This is a genomic window from Neolewinella aquimaris (genome assembly GCF_014197245.1).
Classification (GTDB): domain Bacteria; phylum Bacteroidota; class Bacteroidia; order Chitinophagales; family Saprospiraceae; genus Neolewinella; species Neolewinella aquimaris.
In genome coordinates this window covers 92440-114416 of the sequence record NZ_JACIFF010000007.1, presented here as the reverse complement: position 1 = coordinate 114416, position 21977 = coordinate 92440, and the positions used below count along the sequence as shown (strand labels likewise).

At 59.3% G+C, this 21977-nt stretch carries 15 protein-coding genes; 10 read left to right on the top strand and 5 right to left on the bottom strand.

The window, feature by feature from the left end; all coding sequences use genetic code 11:
* Positions 1–143 precede the first annotated feature (143 nt).
* The gene (locus GGR28_RS13690; protein ID WP_183496374.1) at positions 144–4025 is read left to right on the top strand and encodes a hybrid sensor histidine kinase/response regulator transcription factor; all 3882 of its coding nucleotides are present in this window, start codon (positions 144–146) and stop codon (positions 4023–4025) included.
* 7 nt (positions 4026–4032) lie between these two features.
* On the opposite strand, the gene GGR28_RS13685 is transcribed toward GGR28_RS13690, so the two are convergent.
* The 3 genes from GGR28_RS13685 to GGR28_RS13675 all read right to left on the bottom strand — a co-directional run bounded on the left by GGR28_RS13685 (position 4033) and on the right by GGR28_RS13675 (position 10966).
* On the bottom strand, positions 4033–7974 hold the full coding sequence (locus tag GGR28_RS13685; RefSeq protein WP_221233895.1) for a sulfatase-like hydrolase/transferase: 3942 nt from the start codon (positions 7972–7974) through the stop codon (positions 4033–4035).
* Between the two features lie 42 nt (positions 7975–8016).
* Positions 8017–10050: a sulfatase-like hydrolase/transferase gene (locus GGR28_RS13680; protein WP_183496372.1), complete on the bottom strand. Its 2034-nt coding sequence runs from the start codon at positions 10048–10050 to the stop codon at positions 8017–8019.
* 244 nt (positions 10051–10294) lie between these two features.
* Positions 10295–10966 carry a hypothetical protein gene (locus tag GGR28_RS13675; RefSeq protein ID WP_183496371.1) on the bottom strand — a complete coding sequence of 224 codons (672 nt, stop codon included), beginning with the start codon at positions 10964–10966 and terminating at the stop codon, positions 10295–10297.
* A 183-nt stretch (positions 10967–11149) separates the two neighbouring features.
* Between GGR28_RS13675 and GGR28_RS13670 the strand changes: the two genes are divergently transcribed.
* The 4 genes from GGR28_RS13670 (at position 11150) to GGR28_RS13655 (ending at position 14401) form a co-directional block, all read left to right on the top strand.
* Positions 11150–11800, top strand: a complete 651-nt coding sequence (locus tag GGR28_RS13670; RefSeq protein ID WP_183496370.1) for a Crp/Fnr family transcriptional regulator — start codon at positions 11150–11152, stop codon at positions 11798–11800.
* Between the two features lie 174 nt (positions 11801–11974).
* Positions 11975–12556, top strand: coding sequence for a YeeE/YedE family protein (locus GGR28_RS13665; RefSeq protein ID WP_183496369.1), 582 nt, complete (start codon positions 11975–11977; stop codon positions 12554–12556).
* A gap of 4 nt (positions 12557–12560) precedes the next feature.
* Positions 12561–12974 (top strand): DUF6691 family protein, encoded by a 414-nt coding sequence (locus tag GGR28_RS13660; protein ID WP_183496368.1) that lies wholly within the window; start codon positions 12561–12563, stop codon positions 12972–12974.
* Between the two features lie 80 nt (positions 12975–13054).
* The gene (locus GGR28_RS13655; protein WP_183496367.1) at positions 13055–14401 is read left to right on the top strand and encodes an MBL fold metallo-hydrolase; all 1347 of its coding nucleotides are present in this window, start codon (positions 13055–13057) and stop codon (positions 14399–14401) included.
* A gap of 430 nt (positions 14402–14831) precedes the next feature.
* Here the strand turns inward: GGR28_RS13655 and GGR28_RS13650 are convergent, their stop codons facing one another.
* Positions 14832–15092 (bottom strand): DUF202 domain-containing protein, encoded by a 261-nt coding sequence (locus tag GGR28_RS13650; RefSeq protein ID WP_183496366.1) that lies wholly within the window; start codon positions 15090–15092, stop codon positions 14832–14834.
* Positions 15093–15351: 259 nt separating this feature from the next.
* Between GGR28_RS13650 and GGR28_RS13645 the strand changes: the two genes are divergently transcribed.
* From GGR28_RS13645 to GGR28_RS13625, 5 genes are all read left to right on the top strand, one after another.
* Positions 15352–16734, top strand: a complete 1383-nt coding sequence (locus tag GGR28_RS13645; protein ID WP_183496365.1) for a cytochrome ubiquinol oxidase subunit I — start codon at positions 15352–15354, stop codon at positions 16732–16734.
* Positions 16735–16746: 12 nt separating this feature from the next.
* The gene (gene cydB / locus GGR28_RS13640) at positions 16747–17853 is read left to right on the top strand and encodes a cytochrome d ubiquinol oxidase subunit II (RefSeq protein ID WP_183496364.1); all 1107 of its coding nucleotides are present in this window, start codon (positions 16747–16749) and stop codon (positions 17851–17853) included.
* Positions 17854–17928: 75 nt separating this feature from the next.
* On the top strand, positions 17929–18555 hold the full coding sequence (locus GGR28_RS13635; protein WP_183496363.1) for a type IV toxin-antitoxin system AbiEi family antitoxin domain-containing protein: 627 nt from the start codon (positions 17929–17931) through the stop codon (positions 18553–18555).
* Positions 18548–19345, top strand: a complete 798-nt coding sequence (locus GGR28_RS13630; RefSeq protein ID WP_183496362.1) for a nucleotidyl transferase AbiEii/AbiGii toxin family protein — start codon at positions 18548–18550, stop codon at positions 19343–19345. Before GGR28_RS13635 ends, GGR28_RS13630 begins: the two co-directional genes overlap by 8 nt.
* 130 nt (positions 19346–19475) lie before the next feature.
* A complete protein-coding gene (locus GGR28_RS13625; RefSeq protein WP_183496361.1) occupies positions 19476–19979 on the top strand; it encodes a hypothetical protein in 504 nt (167 codons plus the stop codon).
* Here the strand turns inward: GGR28_RS13625 and GGR28_RS13620 are convergent.
* On the bottom strand, positions 19973–21904 hold the full coding sequence (locus tag GGR28_RS13620; protein WP_183496360.1) for a sulfatase-like hydrolase/transferase: 1932 nt from the start codon (positions 21902–21904) through the stop codon (positions 19973–19975). The genes GGR28_RS13625 and GGR28_RS13620 overlap by 7 nt on opposite strands.
* Positions 21905–21977 lie beyond the last annotated feature (73 nt).

The following is a 21977-nucleotide window of genomic DNA, read 5'->3' as shown; positions in this document are numbered from 1 at the left end:
ATTGCTTTTCGTTTTTTATCTTTAGCCTAAGCGTACCGCCGAATCACTAGGACCGGCCAAGTCGGGGAGCTACCCCGTGAACATCGATCTGAATGCACCTCCGTTGGCAGCCCGGCTGTCGAACTTCCCGGCTATCTAATTTTTTGGGATCGAAGGCCCTGGTGGGAGTGCTGTGCGCAATACTCGGGCTACCACTAACCGGCCAGAACCGCACAATTACGAACGTTCCAGAACTGCCCCGGCAAGTCGTAACCTCCCTGTTACAGGATGAGGAAGGCTATCTGTGGATCGGCACCCGGAGCGGGCTCTTCCGCTACGATGGGTACGAGGCACTGCACTTTGTGGCGGACCACACCGACAGCACCGCGCTGATCAATAACACGATCAGTAGCATCACCCAGGGACCGCAGGGCAATATCTGGGTCACCACCGAAAGCGGTGTCTCGATCTACGACCCACGCACTAAGCGGTTCCGGTCGTACTTCCACCGGCACTACGTTCGCCAGATCACGTTCGATGAAACGGGACGGGCCTGGGGCGTGGTCGGTACGCTGGGGCTGCTCCATTTGGCAACCGGACTTAATGCAGTTCCCCCGGAAGATGCGATCGCTCCGATCGACGTCGATGTGCTCGGACTAGGAACATCCCGGACCGTATCCATTGCCTTCGATTCTGTGGCAAATGAAGTGATTCTTACGGGAAATAGTCGCGCTACTTTCGACCGTAAGAACCTGCAGCTACTCGCTCTGGAACCACTCCATGACGCTACTTCCCCCGAAGCGTTGCCGGGAGTGTCAGGTACGGTACTGGCCCGCAGCACGGACGGAAAGCAACACGAATGGGTCGCGACGGACGCCGGACTGTACTACCGAAACCAGACCGACACCGACAACCGGTTTGTACCCTACCGCCCCGATCACGAGTACTTCGAAAATAACCAGATCACCTCCTTACTGACCGACCGGCAGGGCTGCCTGTGGGTGGGAAGTCTGCGTGGGGTCGCACGAATCGCCGGTGGACCGGACCGGTTCCGCCACCATATGGTCGACGATGCGGGTTACCAGCCCGAGTACAGTAAAATACTCCATCTCGAATCCGCTCTGGCCCAAGGGCGTATCTGGATCACGACGGAGAATAGCGGACTATACGCTTATCATCCGCCAACGGACGCATACGAGCACGTGGAATTACCCGCCACCATCGATGAAAGGGAAATTTACAGCGTACGCGACGCCGATACCGCTCTGTGGCTGTCGGCAGACAACTCCATCATCGAGATTGGGCTCGGGCGGGAGCGGACCCAACCCGCATCTCCACGGGAGTGGGCACGCTTTGGTTCGTACGCTATTCCGCTGCTGGAAGTCCGGCCCGGCGAATGGTGGATCGGAACCTGGAGCAACGGACTACACCGCGTCGTAACCCAGGACGCAGGGGAGGGCCTCCCCGTCTTTGACTCCCTCACCCCGCATTTTGGTGATGATCCCGTCTTCACCCTCCTCAAGGACCGTCAGGACCGCGTGTGGATCGGTACCCGGGGTGCGGGCGTTAAACGCGTTCGGCTTACCGGAGGACCGGTAGAAACCTTCAACAAGGGGAATGGATCCGGCCTCAAGGTCAATGGCATTCTCCACCTGTACGAAGACCGCTCCGGCAGCATCTGGGCGGCTACCCGGGGCGGCGGGGTCGCACGCTTCGACGAACACCGGCAACGATTCGAATCGTTCGGACTGGAGGACGGCCTGCCCGACCTGACAGTCTGCTCGATCGGCGAAACCGGAGACGGCGAACTCTGGCTCAGTACGAGCAATGGCCTGGCCCACTACCTGCCGGACGAAATGGTCCCCTTCTGGGAATACAGCAACAACGACCTCTTCGTCAACCAGGACTTTTCTTACCAGAGCGTAGCCAACGATGAAAACGGCCACCTGTACTTCGGTAGCCTGGTTGGATTCGCCGAGGTAGTCCCCAAATCCGGTCCCCGACCGCCGGCCGAAGTACAAGTTAGGTTGACGGACTTCCGGGTGATGGGAGCAGACGGTATGACCGAGGACCGGGACACAGGTCTCGATGCGGCAACCGACTTCCCGAGCGAACTCAGTCACCGGGAAAACAGCTTCACCGTAACCGTGACGTCACTCAATCTTTCGGCAGCCGACCGGGTCCGTTACGCCTACCGCATCACCGGTTTGGAGCAGGAATGGAACATCGGCCGGCCCGGCGAACGGGAGATCGTGTACCACAAATTGCCGGCGGGTTCCTACACCCTCGAAGTAACCAACAGCGACGCCGACGGGTACTGGAACGAATACCCCGCCCGCTTCTCCTTTCGGGTAGGCGCGCATCCGCTACTTACGTCCACCGCCCTGGCAATCTACGGCTTACTCATCCTAACTCTATTGATGGGCGGGTGGCTGGTCCGGGCCAACTGGGTACGGCTCCGGCGTAAGCTGGCGCGCAATCGGGCTACCATTCGGCGGCAAAACCGGCAGATGATCTATCTGTCGGACATTTCCCACGAAATGCGCAATCGGCTCACCCTCATTCTCGGACCGCTGGAGCGGGTGATGCAGGGAAAGGAAGTCGATCAGGTCGCCGTACAACGGATCTACCAGAACGCCCTGCGCCTCAAGCAACTGTCGGACCGCGTAATGAAAATGCGCCGCACCGAAGACGGGGGCTTTCAGCTACGCGTAAAACCACACGTCCTCGCGCCATTCCTCGATGGTGTCTACGACCGGGTGCACGATCTGGCCCTGATTCGGGGGGTCGAGCTACGCAAGCACTTTCCCGCCGGTCGCGCGGAAGCATTCTTTGACGCGAACGTGCTGGAGATCATCCTCCTTAACCTGCTTAATAACGCCATAAAATATACGCCCGAAGGTGGATCGGTAAAAATGCAGGTCGGGTACCCGCCCGATAGCACCTCGGAATTACAGATTACCGTACGGGACACCGGCATTGGAATTGCCAAGGAAGAACTGCAGCAAATCTTCGAGCGCTTCTACCGCTCGGAAACCGTCGACGGTTCCGCGATCGAGGGTACGGGCATCGGGTTGGAACTGGTGGCCCGGTTGGTAAATCTCCACCACGGCACCATCCATCTCCAGAGCGAGGAGGGCAGCTTTACCGAGGTCAAACTTCTGCTGCCCGTCGGCGAAGAATTCTATCGCTCGATCGGTCACCTGGCGGCAATCTCTCCAACCGATGCCCTCGTGGGGGACACCGGAGGGGTGGAAGCCGAGTCGCGCGGCACGATACTGGTGGTGGAAGACAACGACGGAATCCGGGAGCTGATCCGGGATACCCTACAACCCGCATTCGCTATACTGGAAGCCGCCGACGGCCGGCAGGGCTTAGCGATCGCCGTCGACCGGAAACCGGATTTGATCCTTAGCGATCTCCAGATGCCCGAAATGGACGGCCTGGAATTGCTCGCTCACGTCCGGGCCGATCCCGAACTGACCCACGTCCCCTTCCTGATTCTGACCGGCCGCTACAGCGAGCACCTCAAGCTGGAAGCCCTGCGGGCGGGCGTCACCGACATCATCGAAAAGCCCTTCAGCGGAGAGCTTTTAATGTGGCGCATGAAGAGCCTCTTCGCCGAACGCAAACGCCTCGAGCAGGCGACCGACGACCGACCCAGGGTGTACACCATCGAACCCACCAACCCGGACGAACTGCTCTCCGCCGACGAGCAGTTTCTACAGCAACTCAACCAGCTGATGGAGGAACACCACGCCTCCGGGTCCCTGAACGTGGAATTTCTCGCTACAGAACTGGCAATGAGCCGGCCCACCCTATACCGATACATGGAACGCCTCCTCCAGGAAGCCCCCGCAAACTTCATCAAGCGGTACCGGCTCAAAAAGGCGGCCCTGCTGCTGCAACAGCGCAAGTTTCAGGTCTCCGAAGTAGCTTACATGACTGGATTCAGCAACCCCAAATATTTCTCGAAGTGCTTCCAGAAGGAATACGGCAGCACGCCGACGCAGTACGTCACCGAGATGAGTCTGGTCAACGGGTAACGCCTCTTTACCGCTTGCTCACCGTAATTCGGTAGGGCGGATCACTGAACACCCGCCCGTCGGGACCATCAATAAACGCCCGCACGGCATACGTCTTTCCCGCCTCAAGTCGATCGGCCGGTACGCGAACGGTAAACTGCCCCCGCTCCGGCTGTCGGGTCGTCGCCGCCAGAATGCGCTCCTCCACGTTCAGGTAAGTCACGTCACTCAGGGCGACACCCGCCGCCGACTTACCCCCGATCACGATTCCCTCGACGGCAACTCTAACGGTAGTCGTCCCATCTTCCATTTCCTGCACGTCCGCAATGGTCACGTTGACCGCCGCATCACGCTCGATTACGGTGGCCACATTGGGGAAGCGATTGGATTCGCCGGCATCGTTGTAGGCCCGGACGGTGTAGTAGTATTCCCGGCCCGCCGCCCGGCTATTGTCGACGTAGAAGGTATCAGCGATGCCTTCCGCGAGTGGGCGGTACTCATATGGCGCATCACCCCGGTAAACCCGGAAGCGCACGTCCTCATCCTGACTGATCCAGCGCAGCAACACCGTGCCGTCCTCTCTTTCCGTTGCTGAGATGTTCCGGGCGGGCAGGGGAAGGTCCTCCCGGGGAGTAAGCGTGACCGGTTCCGAGGCGGCTCCTTCGCCCCAGCCGTTGTAGGCCGCTACGGTGATGCGGTAGGGTCGGTCGTATTCCCGGTCTTCAATGCGGTAGCCGAAGGCACGACCGGCATCGAATGTTTCGGTTTTACCGGTAGTTTCATCCGTTGCGTACACCCGGTAGCCGTCGGCGTCGGCAACACTTTTCCACTGTACGGTGATGGTCGTGTCGCGGGTAGCCGTCTGGAAGAAAGCAGGCCGTTCCGGCCGTTGCTGGCGTAGGATTACGGGCGGGGACGCAGGTGCAGTGCCGTTTCCGTTCAGCGATGCCACGGTGAACCGGTAGCGCTCTCCTGCTACCAAATCATTGACGGTATGGGTAGTCTGCGGTGCAGCTACCTCGATCGTCCGTTCGGCCCCCTCCTCCGCACGATAGGAGATGCGGTAACCGGTCGCTTCCTCCACCGGAGCCCAGGTGAGTAAGACACTCTTTCTCCCGTTCTCAACTCGATAAATGCGGGTAGGGGTGGGCAAACTGGCCCGCTCGTTTTTCCAGGACACGAGCATGACGCTGTTGGGCAGCAGCTCCAGCTCGTCGGCCGGAATTTCGTCTTCAAGAATGGGAAAGTCTTCCGCCGCGGCATCGGGGCTGCTGAAGTACTGCCGCCGGACCTTGCCACTCAGTTGCTTCCCATCGAGCAGCAGACGCAGGGGGCGGCGTTCGGCGGAGCGATTCGTAAGGAGGAGATAGTCGTTTTCCCCCGTACCGCGGAAGGCGCGGGCATAGGTGCCCGGCACCGTTATTCCCTTCATACCGGATACGGTAGGACCGTTATCCAATTCGGTATCCCAGGTAAAGTCGGTCCGGTTGGTCGCCTCGTGTACCAGACGCAGTGCCTTGCCGCGGGGGTGGAGGCGCACGCCGGTGCGGAGGGAGTCCGTTTCCAGGGGAGTCCCCGCTTCCCAGGCGGCCAGCAGCTCCTGCTTCCGATTGTTGATGGGTTGGGCCCGGCTGCTGATCTCGTGGCTGCCGATGTACCAGGCATTGGAGTGGGCGAGCTGGCGCAGGGTGTATTCGGCGACGTAGATCGACGATTGTATCTCTCCTAGTCCCCGGTTCCATACCCCGAACTCCGTGATCAGGAGGGGAATGTCCTTTTCGGTGTATTCCTCAATCTCCTTCATTGCATCCGGGCTGGTCACTTTAGGCAGCACCGTATTGGCGCGGTGGTAGGCTGCTTCGTAGTCCTCTGTTTTACCCACGTGGGGGGCGTAGGAGTGCTTGGAAAAGACGTTCCAGTACGCGCCTTCCTCCCGCTGGTAGCGATTGATCTCCTTGGCAAAATCCCAGATGCCGTCCCAGGTAAAATTCAGGGCCAGTTTAGCCTCGGGGAACACATCCCGGATGGCGTCGGCGTGCGGTTTCATCTTGCGGGCGTAGTCGTAGCCGTCGTTCCACCAGTAACGGTCGCGGGCGGGTACATAGAAGTAGGGCTCGTTGCAGAACTGCCAGGCTACGACCTCGATGTGGTGATTTTTGCAGAAACGGGCCAGCTCGCGGGTCACCTCGGGACTTTCGGTAAAGCCATTGATGGTCACGACGAGTTTGGCACCGTTCTCCCCCAGCAGGTCGTTCAGGTCGGAGATGTGGTGCGGTCCCTTCATGGCCGTGAATGCGTAACCGGTGAAGTACTGCTTCTGGTGATCCATCATCAGCGCGTAATCCTTATCGTACAGACCGGTGGCCGAGTTGAAGGCATCCCCCATGGTTCCGCTAAAGAACCGCAGCCAGCCGGGTTGGGTGAGCCGTACCGCTTCCCGGAAATCGGGGTGGGTGTAGCTCCAGACCTTATCGGCAATACGGACATTGAAACCGCTGCTGCCCCGCTCCAGCTCATGGCCGTTGTTGGTATCAATGTCAACAGTGACTTCCTCCAGTTTACGCATTGCTTCCCGTTCGAAATCGGCATCGAAGGTCGGATTTGGTACATCGGGTACGGGAGCCGCGGTACGCCGCCGCCACTCCCGCATCTGGGTGAGAAGGCGGTCCGTGATCTCCGGTTCCTCCTCCGCCAGATTGCGCGATTCGCCGAGATCGGAAGTGAGGTCGTAAAGTTCCACGCCCCCGTCCTCAAAGTATTCGTGCAACTTCCACTTTCCCTGCCGCAGGGTGGTGCCCGGCCGGGTCCGGAAGAGGGGATCGCGACTTTCCGCCCCGGTTTTCCGGTACCGCTGGAGATAGATAGGAAAGTGCCAGTAGAGCGTTCTTTCGGCCAGCGGTTGCTGGTGCAGCAGTAGGTCGCTCAGGTCACTTCCATCAAGTTCGCTACGGGGTGCCGGAAGTCCGGCTAGGGTAGCGAGGGTGGGGTAGAAGTCCAGATTGATCACCGGCGTAGAATCCCGGCGCGGGGCGATCTTGCCCGGCCACCGAATCAATAGGGGTACGCGGGTGCCCCCCTCGTAGTAGGCCCCCTTCCCCGCCCGCAGCGGCGCCTGGTCGCTGATCTTGTCGATGCCCCCATTGTCGGAGGTAAAGATCACGATGGTGTTTTCGGAAAGTTGCTGCCGGTCCAGCTCATCGAGCAGCCGGCCGACGTTGCGGTCCAGGATCTCCACCATGGCGGCGTAAGTGGCCTGCTGCTTGTCGCTGATGTTGTCGTGCTGCAGGTACCGCGCTACGGTGGTATCGGGTGCCTGAATGGGCGTATGGACGGAGTAAAAGGGCAGGTACAGAAAGAACGGCTCGGACCCGGCCTCCCGGAGGAAGTCGATGGCTTCGGTGCCTAGGCGGTCGGTCAGGTATTCTCCCTCCGGCCCGTTCTCGATGTAGGAGATCCGGTAGGGGCTGAAATAGGTCCCCCGGGGAGCCCCATTTATGCTGCCCCCTACATTAATATCGAAGCCCTGAGTAGTTGGATCCTCACCCAGGTGCCACTTGCCGAAGTGACCGGTGCGGTAGCCGTTGCGCTGCAGGTAAGTGGAAAGGAGCTCCAGGGAGTCGGCTGGAACGTCGTTGTTCTCGGTCGGAACGAGCCGTCGGGTCCGCTCGTCGCCCCGATCGGAAGGGCTCACAGTATATACCCCATTGTAGGGAGCGTAGCGACCCGTCATCATGGCTGCCCGGCTCGGGGCGCAGTTGGCGGCTCCGGCGTATCCATTGGTGAAACGTACACTCTGTTCACTGAGCCGGTCGAGGTTCGGCGTATGGTAAAGCGTACTACCCATGAAACCGGGATCCATCCACCCCAGGTCATCGGCTACGATCAATACGATATTCGGTTTGTCCGGTGCGGGAGCCGGCAGCTCCGGGCGGGTGGCGCAGCTCACCAGACAGAATAACAGAGATAGCACAGAGAGGGACCGGAAACAAGGGAGCATGTCGAAGAAGTTGTATCAGCGCGGGGGCGGGTGATCGATCAGTTCGGGGGTGTAACTAAGCGAGCGAAGCGGGAGTGTTACCGGCGCAGCACCAGGCACCGTCCAACGGAGGGTAAACTGTGCCGGAATCATCGGCGGTGCCTCAAACCGGAGGGTAATCGGGTGCGAACCGGCAGCCAGATAAACACGCGCGGCAGCAGACTCCGACGATAGGGGCGACGCGTCGTGCAGCAGGTGAATGTTGTGTAAGCGAACGTAAGCGGGCCCATTGCTCTCCAGCGCAAAGGAGTAAGCGCCACTTTCGGGAACCTGCAAGTAAGCTACCCACTCGTAGGCATTTCCTGGAATTAGATCAGCCGTAATACTATCGGTAGAGTCAGGATCGACGACCATAACTTCGCTTCCGTAATTGGGCATGGCGGGTACCCACCGACCGTCAGTAGCATACACCCGCCGGACTGCTCCCGTGCGCAGGTCAGTCAGATCGGTAATGGGACGAACGAGGGCCATATCGTAGGGGCGCACGGCACTGGTGTCGGGTATCCTCCCCCGCCGACTGATCTCGTTCATTCGCTGCTCCAGTTCTGGCATGCGGGAAGCCAAATCGGTGGCTTCGGTCGAGTCGGCCGTCAGGTCGTATATCTCGAAGGGATCGTCGGCCGACCGCACGTCAAATCGTACTCCTTTGTACTGGCCGATTCGTACGGCCTGCATCTCGCCACGGCGGCGATCGCGGGCAGTAGGGGAGAAGTCGCCATAGGCCGGGGTAGAGCCACGGTGGAAGTACTCCCAGTACAGGTATTCTCGGGCCAGTGCCGCCCGGTCACCGGTAAGGATCGGCACCAGCGATTTTCCGTCGGTATAGGCCGGTACGGGTACGCGGGCCAGGTCGGCAAAGGTGGCCAGCCAGTCCCAGTTGCCTACGGGCTCACCGGATGCCGAACCCGCAGCGATACGGTCGGGCCAGCGGGCCACGGTGGGTACCCGGATGCCCCCCTCGTACATATCGCGTTTGGTGCCGGAAAAGGGGCCGTAGGAACGGAACCACGTCGGATCCTGCCCATTCACATTATGGGGCCCATTGTCGGAACTGAAGATTACGACGGTATTGTCGTCGATCCCGAGGTCGACCAGTAGTTGCAGCAGGTCACCGACGGCGGTATCGATACGGCGGACCATGGTCGCAAACACCTTTTCTTTGTGGGGCCAGTCCTGATCCCGGTAATCGGGGTGGATGTAGCTGTCGATCTCTCCCCTGGCCGTATTGACGTGGGGCGTGACGGGGTCATCGGGGCCGGTATACACCAATCCGCCCTCCCGTCCGGAGCCTTCGGGGTAGGGGCCGGTCGGCACCTGTAGTTTGCTGTGGGGCGTATCGTACGCGAGGTACAGGAACATCGGTTGCCCGGCGCGTTCCCGTTGCTGTTCGATCAGGTACGCCTTGGCGCGGGCGGTAAAGAGGTCGGTGGTATAGGTCTTTTCCGTGCCCTGGGTGATGGGTTCATACCCATCAACTACCAGGGAGTTTTTTTCGGTTGTCCCGTTGCGTGGGTAGTGCTCGTGGCCGTCGACGTGGTGCAGGAAGCCGTAAAAATCCGTGAAGCCCCGCCGCAGGGGATGCGCGTTGAGGTCGGAACCCTTCAGGCCGGCCAGTCCGTATTTGCCCACGTGGACCGTCCGGTACCCGGCACCGCGGAGCAGGCTAGCGACGTTAAGACCGTCGGGCAATTCCTTATCGAATTGATTGTTCCTTACCTGAGCGTGGCCCTGATGGAGTCCGAGGAGGAAGGAAGCACGCGAGGGCGCGCAGACGGGGCCGCTAACGTAATGATCGGTAAGCATCATCCCGGTTGCGGCCATACGGTCGAGGTGGGGCGTATCGAAGCGGCGCTCGGGTGGGCGTGTGTCCTGGTAGAATTTCCCAAGGTCGCCGTAACCCAGGTCATCCGTAAGAATGAAAATGATGTTGGGGCGGGTCTCCTGTGCCGACAATCCGCATTCTGACCACAGTACAACCAGAAGGAGCAACCAGAGTGGGCGGTGGGTCATACCGATTCAATTAAAAAGGCACCGAGGCGCGGTCGCTTGGGCCGGACCTCGGTGCGAGCATTACATTCACATTAAACGACAAGGGTTATGCCATGCCTCAAGTATAGGCCGGCGACCGTGCCGGGCCAAGCCCCCGCGGGCTATTGAACCCTACGGATACCCTGATTGAGAGATTTGCAGCCCCTGCTGTTTGCCGTTGACGTAGTGACATTGCTCCTGCGGCCCCGCCCGAATGCTTTGCCGCCTACCGCACTACGTAGTCCGTGAATTCTTCCGTGTCGGGAGAGACGAATTTGCCCATCTGATCGTCGGCGGCGATCCAGCTCCAGCCCTTTTCAAATTCGGTGTACATCTTAGAGGGGACGCCCGATTCGGGGAAGTAGTAATCGCGCGTCTCTTCGGAGTCGATGATCCACACGAAACTGTACTCACCGGCGCGGTCGCCGCGAATGCTCTTAAGGAAAATGATCTTGGAATCCGGAAGGGCATCGGACTGGGTAGGCGACCAGACGTTGCGAATGAACTTCTCAAACTCCGCCTTGTCGGCATCGGGTTTCAGCGCAATGTGGTGGAAACCGAAGATCGTTCCCGGCCGCAGCCAGTCCTCCTTCACTTCCTTTCCCGTTTCGAACACAACGTAGTCGGCATCCAGCTCGCTGTCGCTGGTGTCGTCGTCCAGCGACATGGTATTGGTATCGGGCGACACCGTCAGTTTCAGGTTCATGTCTTCGTGACGGCCGCGTTCGCCCTCCAGAAAGTAGACCATGGAATTGCCGTCCTGCACCATGTCCGCATCGGGTTCCGTATCCCCGGAAACGAACTGAAAACTGAGCTGAGCGCCCTCCCGCAGCAGGACGGGAGCCGGCCTTTCCATCGCCCCGTCCATGTCTCCCTGCGCCATCATGCGCGGGGACATTGAGAGAAGGGGTAGAGCGAGCAATAATATCCAACTGACTGTAGCGCGTAGGTTCATGATCGTGGCCTTAAGTGACCTTCCTAATGTACGGAAAAATCCTAATAGCGCACAAGAATCGGTCGTCCGGCCACGGGCTAAGACATTTCCGAGCGCTGCGTGTTAAAGGGAGGCAATCCAATGTTTATGCCCGCCAACCAACTTACCACCGCGGAAGTCCGCCAGCATTTTCCCCAGTTCAGCGAGCCCGCCCTTCAGCAAGCCATCGCCGAAGAGGGACGCATTCATCACTTTGCCGAGGGGGAAATGATGATGGACTACGACGGGTACATTCGCATGCTTCCGCTTATCCTCTCCGGAACGATCAAGATCAGCCGACTGGCCAACGACGGCAGTGAGCTGTTTTTGTATTATCTGACTCGTGGCGACAGCTGTACCATGACCTTCTCCTGCTGTATGTCGGAGAAGCGCAGCGAGATACGGGCCGTAGCCGAAGAACCCACCTCCATGCTGGGCCTGCCGCCCCGTAAGCTGGACGAGTGGATGATGCACTATACGAGTTGGAAAAACTTTGTGCTGCAGTCGTACGACCGGCGAATGAGTGAGCTCATCACCACCATCGATCAGGTGACCTTTCATCAGCTCGACGACCGTCTGCTCGATTATCTCGGCCGCCGGGCATCCATTACCGACGATCGCACCATCCGCACCACCCACCAAGAGATTGCCGACGACCTCAACGTGAGCCGGGAAGCGGTGTCTCGCTTACTCAAGGGACTCGAGCGCAAGGGGACGATCAAACTGGGGCGGAACAGCGTCAGGATCGCTGCCGAATAACTAATCTGCCTTATGTGATCTACATCACGGATGTTGCCTTCCCGGCTTCCGAACTTTGTCGGGAATTACCCCCGGTCGCGCTCACCTTTGTGTATGACCAGGTGATCTCTCATTTTAACCTTCAGATGCCGCGCGTGGATGACTTTCCACCGCGGCGTCAATCAATGTAGAACTATGCTAAACCTCATTTCCGGTACTTGGCACTGGTCCGTCAGCGGACTGGTGATCGCCCTGGTGATGTTCATGCTGCTCTATGCGGGCAAGCAGTTCGGAGTGTCGTCCAACCTCCGCACCTTCTGTACCATTGCCGGGGCGGGGGAGCGGCACAAATTCTTCGATATTGATTGGAAGGCTCAGCGGTGGAACCTCGTTTTCATCCTGGGGGCCGTCATCGGCGGCTTCATCGCGTACTTCGTGATTCCTAATTCGGAGCCAGTAACCGTTTCCGCGGAGACCGTCGATTACCTGCGCTCGGTGGGCATTGCGGCTCCGGGCAGCACGCCGGGTTTCACCTCCTATCTGCCCGCCGAGCTGTTTACCATCGACGAGCTCTTCACCCTGCGTGGCTTTACCATGGCGGTCATCGGCGGCTTTATGATCGGGTTCGGGGCTCGGTGGGCCGGCGGCTGTACCAGTGGGCACGCGATCAGCGGCCTGGCTAACTTACAGTTGCCTTCCCTGCTTGCCGTTGTCGGCTTCTTTATCGGAGGCCTGCTCATGAGTTGGGTCCTGCTTCCCTTCATCCTTCAATTTTAAGACCATGCGCTACCTGACTTACCTCCTCATCGGGATCCTCTTCGGTATCGTGATGACGAAATCCGAGGCCGTATCCTGGTTCCGTATCCAGGAAATGTTCCGCTTCGAAAGCTTTCACATGTACGGCATCATCGGTACGGCGGTGGTGGTCGGTGCCATCGGCATTTTCCTGGCGAAACGACTGGGTTGGAAGACGGTCGACGGTACCGACTGGCGCCTCGAGCCCAAGGCAATGAGTGTGCCCCGTTACCTCTACGGCGGCATCATTTTCGGACTGGGCTGGGCGCTTACCGGTGCTTGTCCCGGACCCATGTTCACCCTGCTCGGTCAGGGCATTCTGATGATCGGCGTTGTCATCATCAGCGCCACGCTGGGCACTTACACCTACGGCGTGCTGCGCGATCGCCTGCCCCACTAACCATCACTTGGGCGGGCACGCGGGTCCCGTGTAAATTACAAAAAGCAGTGCGGAGAAACCCGTACACCGACAATATATCCATGAACATCAAGCAATTTTTCGACGACGGACTGGCGCACGCCTCCTATGTGATCACGGTCGGCAAGCAGGCGGTGGTAATCGATCCGGCCCGTGACCCTCAGCCCTACTACGACCATCTGAAAGAGACCGGTGCCGAACTGATCGGCATCATCGAAACCCACCCCCACGCAGACTTCGTTTCCGCCCACCTGGAAATGCACGAGACGACCGGAGCCCCCATACTGGTCAGCGGCAAGGTTGGAGCGGGGTATACCCACCGGGCCTTCGACGGCGGCAAAACGTTTGCGCTCGGCGACCATAGCCTCAGGGCACTCGATACCCCCGGCCACTCTCCCGACAGCATCTCGATCCTCCTCAGCGACGCCGGAGGAAAACAACTAGCGGTGTTCACCGGCGATACCCTCTTCGTGGGCGACGTGGGCCGGCCCGATCTGCGGGAATCCGGTGGCAACGCCGATAGTAAGAAAGAACAACTGGCCCGTGCCATGTATTCCAGCCTGCGCGAGCAGCTGATGCCGCTCGACGATGAGGTCGAGGTATACCCCGCCCACGGTGCCGGTAGCCTATGCGGTAAGGGGATGAGCGACGAAAAAAGCAGCACCATCGGTAAGGAGCGCCGGGAGAATCCGGCCCTGCAGTCCATGACGGAAGATGCGTTCGTCGACTGGCTGCTCGCCGACCAGCCCTTCATTCCGAAGTACTTTCCTTACGACGTGGACCTCAATAAGCGGGGAGCTCCCTCTATGCAGGAGAGCGTGCGGGCCGTTTGCCGCGAGGAGTTCGGCTTCACCCCCGAATCAAAGGAAGACGCCGTCATTATCGACACCCGGGAGGAGGCCACCTTCAAGCTCGGTCACCTGAAAGGTGCGATCAATATCCAGGAGGGGAATAAATTCGAGACCTGGCTCGGTTCTTTGGTCGCGCCGGAAACGCCCTTTTACCTCGTCGCCCGGGACGAAGAGACGCTAGACACGGTCATCCGCAAGGCCGCCAAGATCGGCTACGAGCCCTTCATCGCTGCGGCCTTCCCCCAGCGGGAATCTTCTTCCGAGGCCTCCATGAAGCCCATTGATATGGACCACTTCCGGGAGTCTCCCGAAGATTTTACCATTGTCGACATCCGCAACGCCAGTGAGGTCGAGGAGGGCAAGTACTTCCCGTCCGCCCTCAACATTCCCCTGCCCGAACTCTCAGACCGCACCGGCGAAATCCCAACGGATAAGCCAATAGTGGTCCACTGCGCCGGCGGTTACCGCTCTGCGGCGGGATCGAGCATCGTTGCCGCCGAATTGAGTGGACAAACGGACATTTTCGACCTCAGCGAAGCCGTAAACGACTTCCAGTAGCGACGGCCTTCAGCCGTCCCGCTGCCTATAGAACCCGTACAGCTAGGCGACTAAATCTCGCCGCTACTCGCCAGTAGCGACGGCCTTCAGCCGTCCCGCTGCCTGTAAAACCCGAACAGCCAGGCGGCTGAAGGCCGCCGCTACCCACCAGTAGCGACGGCCTTCAGCCGTCCCGCTGCCTGCAAAACCGGTACAGCCAGGCGACTGAAGTGCGCCGCTACTCGCCAGTAGCGATGGCCTTCAGCCGTCCCGCTGCCTATAAAACCAAAACAGCCAGGCGGCTGAAGGCCGCCGCTACTCGGCCTCCAAAAGCCGTCGGTGCTTTGAAATGCCGGACGGGGTCACCCCGTCCGACGGCTATAGCCGTCGGACCGGTATACGGCGCTACCCAAAACACCAACCAAAACAGCCAGGCGGCTAAAGGCCGCCGCTACTGGTAGAGCCGACCGATCCGCCGCTTCATCCGCAGGTAATTGATCAGTCCGATGGTGGCGATCACGATCCCGATGGCGATGGCCAGCCAGCCGATCCAGTTGACCGCCGGCTGCTGCAGAATGAACAGCACACCCGCCCCCGTAAACGCGAAGTAAATGCCCGTCCGGGTATACGCCAGCAGGGTACGCTGATTAGCGAGGTGGGTGCGGTCGAGGGCCAGGCGGTCGGTGAGGCCCAGGTCGGTTTCGGTAAGCATAGTCGGTGGTCTTTGCGTTCCGCGATTCGGAGCGGCTAAGCGCAAAATTAACCCTTGTCCATCCCGCATACCGTGACCCGGATCACATTCGGAAGGTACCAAACACCCCTGCTCCATTCGACTTACTTTGTACCTGCGTACCCGCCCAAAGGTCCCGGAATGGTTGAATTATCCACAAAATGTATACCCGTTCTAAACAAGGCGTGACAACTTGTTCTTGGCTTACGGCCTACTTAATTTGGAGGGTAAATCGCCGGAAATGGACGTTGAGATACTCGCCAGACTACAATTCGCCTTCACCATCTCCTTTCATTACATCTATCCGCCGCTGAGCATCGGGCTCGGTCTGCTGATGGTAATCATGGAAGGTCTGTACCTCCGAACGGGGCAGAAAGTATACGAAACCATGTGCCGCTTCTGGACCCGCATTTTCGCCCTGACCTTCGGCATCGGGGTGGCGACCGGCATCGTGATGGAATTCGAGTTCGGCACCAACTGGGCCACTTATTCGCGCTACGTCGGCGATATTTTCGGCAGTGCCCTGGCGGCGGAGGGGATCTTCGCCTTTGCGCTGGAGAGCGGTTTTCTTGGGGTACTGCTTTTCGGCTGGAACCGGGTGAGTTCGCGGGTGCACTTCATCGCTACGGTGGGGGTATTTCTGGGGTCGATGTTCTCGGCCATCTGGATCACGGTGGCCAACAGCTGGCAGCAGACGCCGGCCGGCTACCAGATCGTGGGGGAGGGGCTGGACGCGCGCGCCGAGATCGTCGATTTCTGGGCCATGGTATTCAATCCCAGCAGTGTCGACCGGCTCACCCACGTGTGGATCGGTGCTTTCCTGGCCGGCGCGTTTCTGGTGTTAAGCGTACACGCCTATTACTTGCTGCGCGGTCGCTACGTCGATCTTTCCCGCAAGGCCTTCAAGATCGCCCTGATGGTGGCGACGGTCTTCAGCCTGAGTCAGCTGTTTACCGGTCACCGCAGCGCGGAGTACGTTGCCGAACACCAACCCGCCAAACTCGCGGCCATGGAGGGGCACTTCGACGCATCCGGTCCCGCCGACCTGTACCTGGTGGGGTGGGTAGACAAGGAGAGGCAGACTACCACCGGAATCGGGATACCCGGCGGACTCGGATTTATGCTGGAGCAGGATTTCGACGCGCCGGTAACCGGGCTGAACGCCTTTCCCGAGGAAGACCGGCCGGGGCAGATCAACGCCGTCTTTCAATTTTATCACCTGATGGTTGCTATCGGCATGATCCTGATCGGGCTTACCCTACTGGCCGTCTTTTACTGGTGGCGGGGCCGGCTGTTCGAACAGCGGTGGCTGCTGTGGGCTTTCGTCTGGGCCGTAGTGCTGCCGCAGATGGCCAATCAGTTTGGCTGGTACACCGCGGAAATGGGGCGGCAACCCTGGGTGGTGTACGGCCTGTTGCGGACTTCCGATGCGCTGTCGAGTGTCGTTACGGCCAATCAGGTTCTCTTCTCACTGATCGGCTTCACCATTATCTACGCCATCCTACTGGCGCTGTTCATCTACCTGCTCAATAAGAAGATCAAGCACGGGCCCTACGACGAAAGCGACATCGACGACCGGCCGCTCCAGGAAAATATCGCCAGGGTTGCCGGAGGGCAGCTGTAAATCACCCCACCGATGAAATTGCTCTACCTACTCCCGCTTGCCCTCCTACTAACCGCCTGCGGAGAGTCCGACGCCGCCCCCGGCTATTCTTCCCTGCTGGGCATCGATTATCCTACGCTCTGGTTCCTGGTGGTGGGGGCCGTTTTTACCGGCTACGGTATCCTGGACGGCTTCGATCTGGGGGCGGGGGCCTGGCACCTGTTCTTCCGCAAGGAGGAGAGTCGCCGGATCGCACTCAACGCCGTCGGCCCGGTGTGGGACGGCAACGAGGTCTGGCTCGTGATCGGGGGCGGTACCCTGTTCGCCGGTTTTCCCGTGGTGTACGGTACCCTGTTTTCGGCCATGTACGTACCGTTGATGCTGTTCCTCTTCGCGCTGATCTTCCGGGCCATCAGCATTGAATTCCGCGGTAAGGAACCGATGCAGTGGTGGAAGAATTTGTGGGACGTGTCGTACAGCGTCTCCAGCGCCCTGCTGGCTTTCCTACTGGGGGTGGTGCTCGGCAACGTGCTGCTGGGCATGCCACTCGATGATCGCCTGGAGTTCTCCGGCGACTGGCTGAATTTCATCAACCCCTTCGCCATTTTAGTCGGCCTGACCGCCCTGGCGCTGTTCATGATGCACGGCGCGATCTACCTGACCATGAAGACCGAGGGGCGCCTCTTTGCCAAGGTGAATAAGCTGCTGCAGAAGTCGATCATCGCCTTCGTTTTGCTCTTTGCCATTCTGACGCTTTACGTGCTGCTCTACATTCCCCACCTGTCGGACGGGTTGAAGGAAAATCCGTTGCTCCTCGGCGTGCCGATACTGGCCATTCTCGCCATTGCCAACATCCCCCGGCTGGTGAGCAAGCGCAAGTATCTGCCGGCTTTCGTCTTCAGTACGATCACGGTGGGCCTGCTGCTCATCACGGCCGCTATGGAGCTGTATCCGGTCATCATTCTCGACAGCAGTGGAGCGGGCAACGACATCACGGTGTACAACGGCGTTGCCTCCAACAAGTCGCTCGGCATCATGCTCACCTTCGTTGCCATCGGCGGACCGCTGGCCATCGGCTATACGGCCTTTGTATACAAGACTTTCTGGGGCAAGGTGCGACTGGATGAGCATTCCTACTAGGGCGGCGGCGCGCCGGAGCAATGAATTTCCAAACAGCAATGCTATCCGGAACCATTTCCTTTTTTCACGCGTTTAGTGAAGAAAGGAAACGAAATGGCCATTCCGCCACCCTCCGACGACCAGATTTTCATTACGCCCGCGAGCATCCGGAAGCGATACGGGAACTTCAGTCCGAATATCTTCAAGTACTGGCAGGATAAGGACTTGGTGAGAAAGCTGCGGAATGGGCTGTATATAAATAATGCGTTCAAAGTGAAATCGCGAGTGGATAAGTACGCGATCGCTAATCGCCTGTACGAACCGTCCTACGTTTCACTGCATAGTGCGCTGGATTATTACGACCTCATTCCGGAGCACGTATTCGAAGTGATTTCGGTATCCACCAAAAAAACGAAAGAAGTGTCGATCGGTGATACCCGCTACCGATACCATACCATTAAGCCCGAGCTATATTTTGGATACGAGAACGTACCCTGGCGGGGCAGTCAGTATAGCATAGCGTACCCCGAAAAGGCGCTACTGGACCTTGCATATCTCGAGCCCCTATTTTCCGACCGCGACTGGATCGAGGAAATGCGCTTTGATGAATGGGGAATACAGGAATTAAACTACGATCGCCTGATGCTTTTTGCCCACGTAATGGATTCCGAAGTAGTGATGCAACGTATTGCTTTGCTTCTAGAAGTCACGGCCGATGATTGAAATGGAACAAATTCTGCGGAACTACCCGGATTCTTTACACACTGAAAAGGAATTCCTCCTCCGGGAATACCTCCAGCACGAAATACTCGGCATCCTCTTCACCTGCAAGTACGCCCACAAGTACACCTTTCTCGGCGGCACCTGCCTGCGGCTCTGTTACGGCACCGAGCGCTTCTCTGAAGACCTCGACTTCGACAACGTGGGGCTCGACCGGGCCGAGTTTGAGGAAACCGCCCGCATCATCAAGCGGCAGATGGAACTGCGCGGCTTCAGGATGGAACTCCGCTACGCCTACAAAGGTGCTTACCACTGCAGCATTAAATTCCCGGGCCTGCTGTACGACTACGACCTCAGCGGCCACCGGGAAGCCAAATTGCTGATCAAGCTCGATACCGAAAAACAGCACTTCACCTACCAACGCAGTCTCCTGCCCCTTGACCGTTTCGGCATCCAGACCGAAGTGCCGGCCGTACCGCTCGACCTGCTGGGCAGCCAAAAGATTGCCGCCATCCTCGGCCGAAAAAGACCGAAGGGGAGGGACTTTTACGACCTACGGTGGATCCTGCACCGCAGCGGACTCAACTACGACTACCTCGACCTACGCTTTGGAGTAAAAACACCGGATGCCCTGCGCCAGTTGGTCGAAGAACGCATCGCCCCCTTCGATTTCGATCTGCTCGCGGCGGACGTACGACCCTTCCTTTTCCAGGATGATGACATTGAAGGGGTGAGAAACTTTCCGAAGTTTTGGCGTTCGGTGCCCCTCCCTCCGGGCCCATCTTCTGATTAGTGAATTCTTTTACAGTTCGCTCATTGCATTCACACACCCGTTGGACGGGGTGACCCCGTCCAACGGGTGTGTGAATAGTGCACCTGCGCACCCGTTGAATTGTTCCATTATCGGAACAAACCAAAATCTCATGCCATACCTCCTCTTTATTCTATTGCTCCTGGGCGCATGCTCCTCACCAGAAGAAGTCGGCGAAATGCTGGAACAGGAAGAAAGCACCCTACCCACCACCGTTTTCGGCTACCGGGGCGGCTGGGGCAGCGAGAACTACATCCGCTACCACGACGGAAACCTGTACCGCAATGCCTACGCGGGACTACGCACCAATGAGCCAGATAACCGGCTGAACCGCGATGACCTTGCTACCGATGAGAACAACTGGAACGTAGTCGGTCCCGCCCCCCAGGACGTGATCGAGGCGGTGCGGGCACTGCCCATGGGCGGACTGGTCGAGATCGAAAAAACGGAGGACTGTCCGGCCCTGGCGGCGGATGGCGGCTGTCCGTACGTAGGCGTGGTGCGCGGCGGAGAGGGCGGCGGCTACCTAGACTGGTACGGCGATTTTCCCGACCGGCCGGCCGTAGCCCAGTATATGCAACGCGTCAGCGACTTGGTGGAAAAGTACGGTCAGTAAGTCAGCTTCGGCCCCTCACCGAGGAGGAATATGCTGGTCTCTACGATGCTCCGCAGATTGTAGGCCATGTTCTTATCGGCCCCCGGATCGGCATCCAGTTGCTTCAGCTTCGCCCGGAAATCGGGGAGAAAATCGTGCATCCGTGGACCCGCGTACTGCATCTGCTGGAGGGCGGAGAGGGCGCGGTAGGGATCTTCACCCATCGCGTGCGTGCGGAGCACTTCGGTGGCTGCCGTGGCATTGTCGGTGTGGCGAACGAGCGCGCCCGCGGCGTAAATGGCAACGGTGGGGTGCTCGTCGGTCAGGGCTGTTTCTAAAGCAGCGACAGCATCCGCGGAGGGTGGCACCCGGCCGAGCACGATGGCGGCCCAGTAACGGACCAGCTGGTCGTCGTCGTGCAGCGCCCGAATGAGTTTTCGTTGTCCCTTGATGGTTTCCGGGTCGGTCAGGGCGACCTTTAGGGCGTTTTTGAGGTGATAGCTATTCTGATCCTGGCGGAAGGTGTACGGCATAGGAAGTTTTGCCAGGGCGACTTCCGGCAGAAAGTGAACGTCGCGCTCCGCCAGAATTTCCTCCCGTACGGCCTCGCGCATTCGTTTGGCCCGGCCGGCGTGGGCGGGATCGTCGATCAGGTTATTGCGTTCCCAGGGGTCGGCCTGTAGGTCGAAGAGGGTTTCGGTGGGCTGGGGGCGGAGGATGCGGGACTGGGGTTCGGAGAGCAATCCGGCGCGGTCGTCGGCACGGATCGCCTGTACGATATCGGATACGTCGGCGTACTTCTGGGGCTTCTGGGCCGGGTACTGGGGAAAGAAATTGCGGGTATAGAGGTAACGGCCGTCGGTGACCGAGCGGGCCAGATCGGGCGTCTCGTCGAGGCGATTGCGGCCAGCGAAAATGTACTCCGGGGCCGGTTCTCTTTCATTGCCAAGTGCAGCGCGGCCGTCCATGTACTCGGGAACGGTACCGCCGGTGAGACTGATCAGGGTCGGACCGAGATCGAGAAAGGTGAGGAGTTCCTGACTTACGGTGCCGGATTCCCAGGGGGAAAAGTGGCGGTAGGCCTCCGGAAACCAGATCAGGAAGGGTACCCGGTAGCCGAGACCAGAAGCGGTAGCTTTCCCCCCCGGCACCGCTTCCCCGTGGTCGGCGTAGATGAAGACGATGGTGCTGTCGGTGAGTCCGTCGGCTTCGAGGCGATCGAGCATCTCCCCAATCCGCAGATCCATGAGGTTGATGGAATTATAGACCCGTGCGATGTGCTCCCGCATGTCCGGGGAGTCGCGGTACACGGGCAGCATCTCCAGCTCGTCGGCGTGGGTGATGAGTGAATCGGGCAGGTGAGCCAACACATTTTTCTCGTACCACGGGCGGGGCTGGGTCATCGTACGCGACTGGTGGCTCTCCGCGAAGTTGAACACGCTGAAGAAGGGCTGTCCGGGCGCCCGGTCCCACCAACCGGCCTTGTTGGAGGACTCGTCCCAGGATTCGGCGATGATGGCATCGGCCCGACTGGTGTTGTAGTCCGTCTTGGCATTATTCGTAGTATAGTACCCCCGGTCGCGTACGTAGGCCGGATACCCCCGGATGAAGTCGGGAATGGGGTAGGCACTGCGGTGGTTGCCGGTTCCCAGCTTGTCCGGGCTCATGCCCGTGATCAGGGCGTTGCGGGAGATGGCACATACCGGCGCAGGCGCGAAGGCCCGTTCGAAGCGAATGCCCTCGGCGGCCAGCCGGTCGATGTTCGGGGTATGTACATCGGGATTCCCGTACGCACCGATGAACTGGGGGGAGGTATCCTCGATGGTGAGCCAAAGAACATTGGGCTTTTCCGGATTTCCCTGCACCCGCGCGCCGCCGCCCGTAACCTGCGCGTGGGGAAAAAGGGAGAGCAGCAAAAACAGGGAAGCGAGTAAGGTGCGGAGCATGACGGTGGTTGGATTGATCTTTTCGGGAGGGAAAAGATACGCGTCATAATTTTTCGCGGGGGGGCACCGCTTT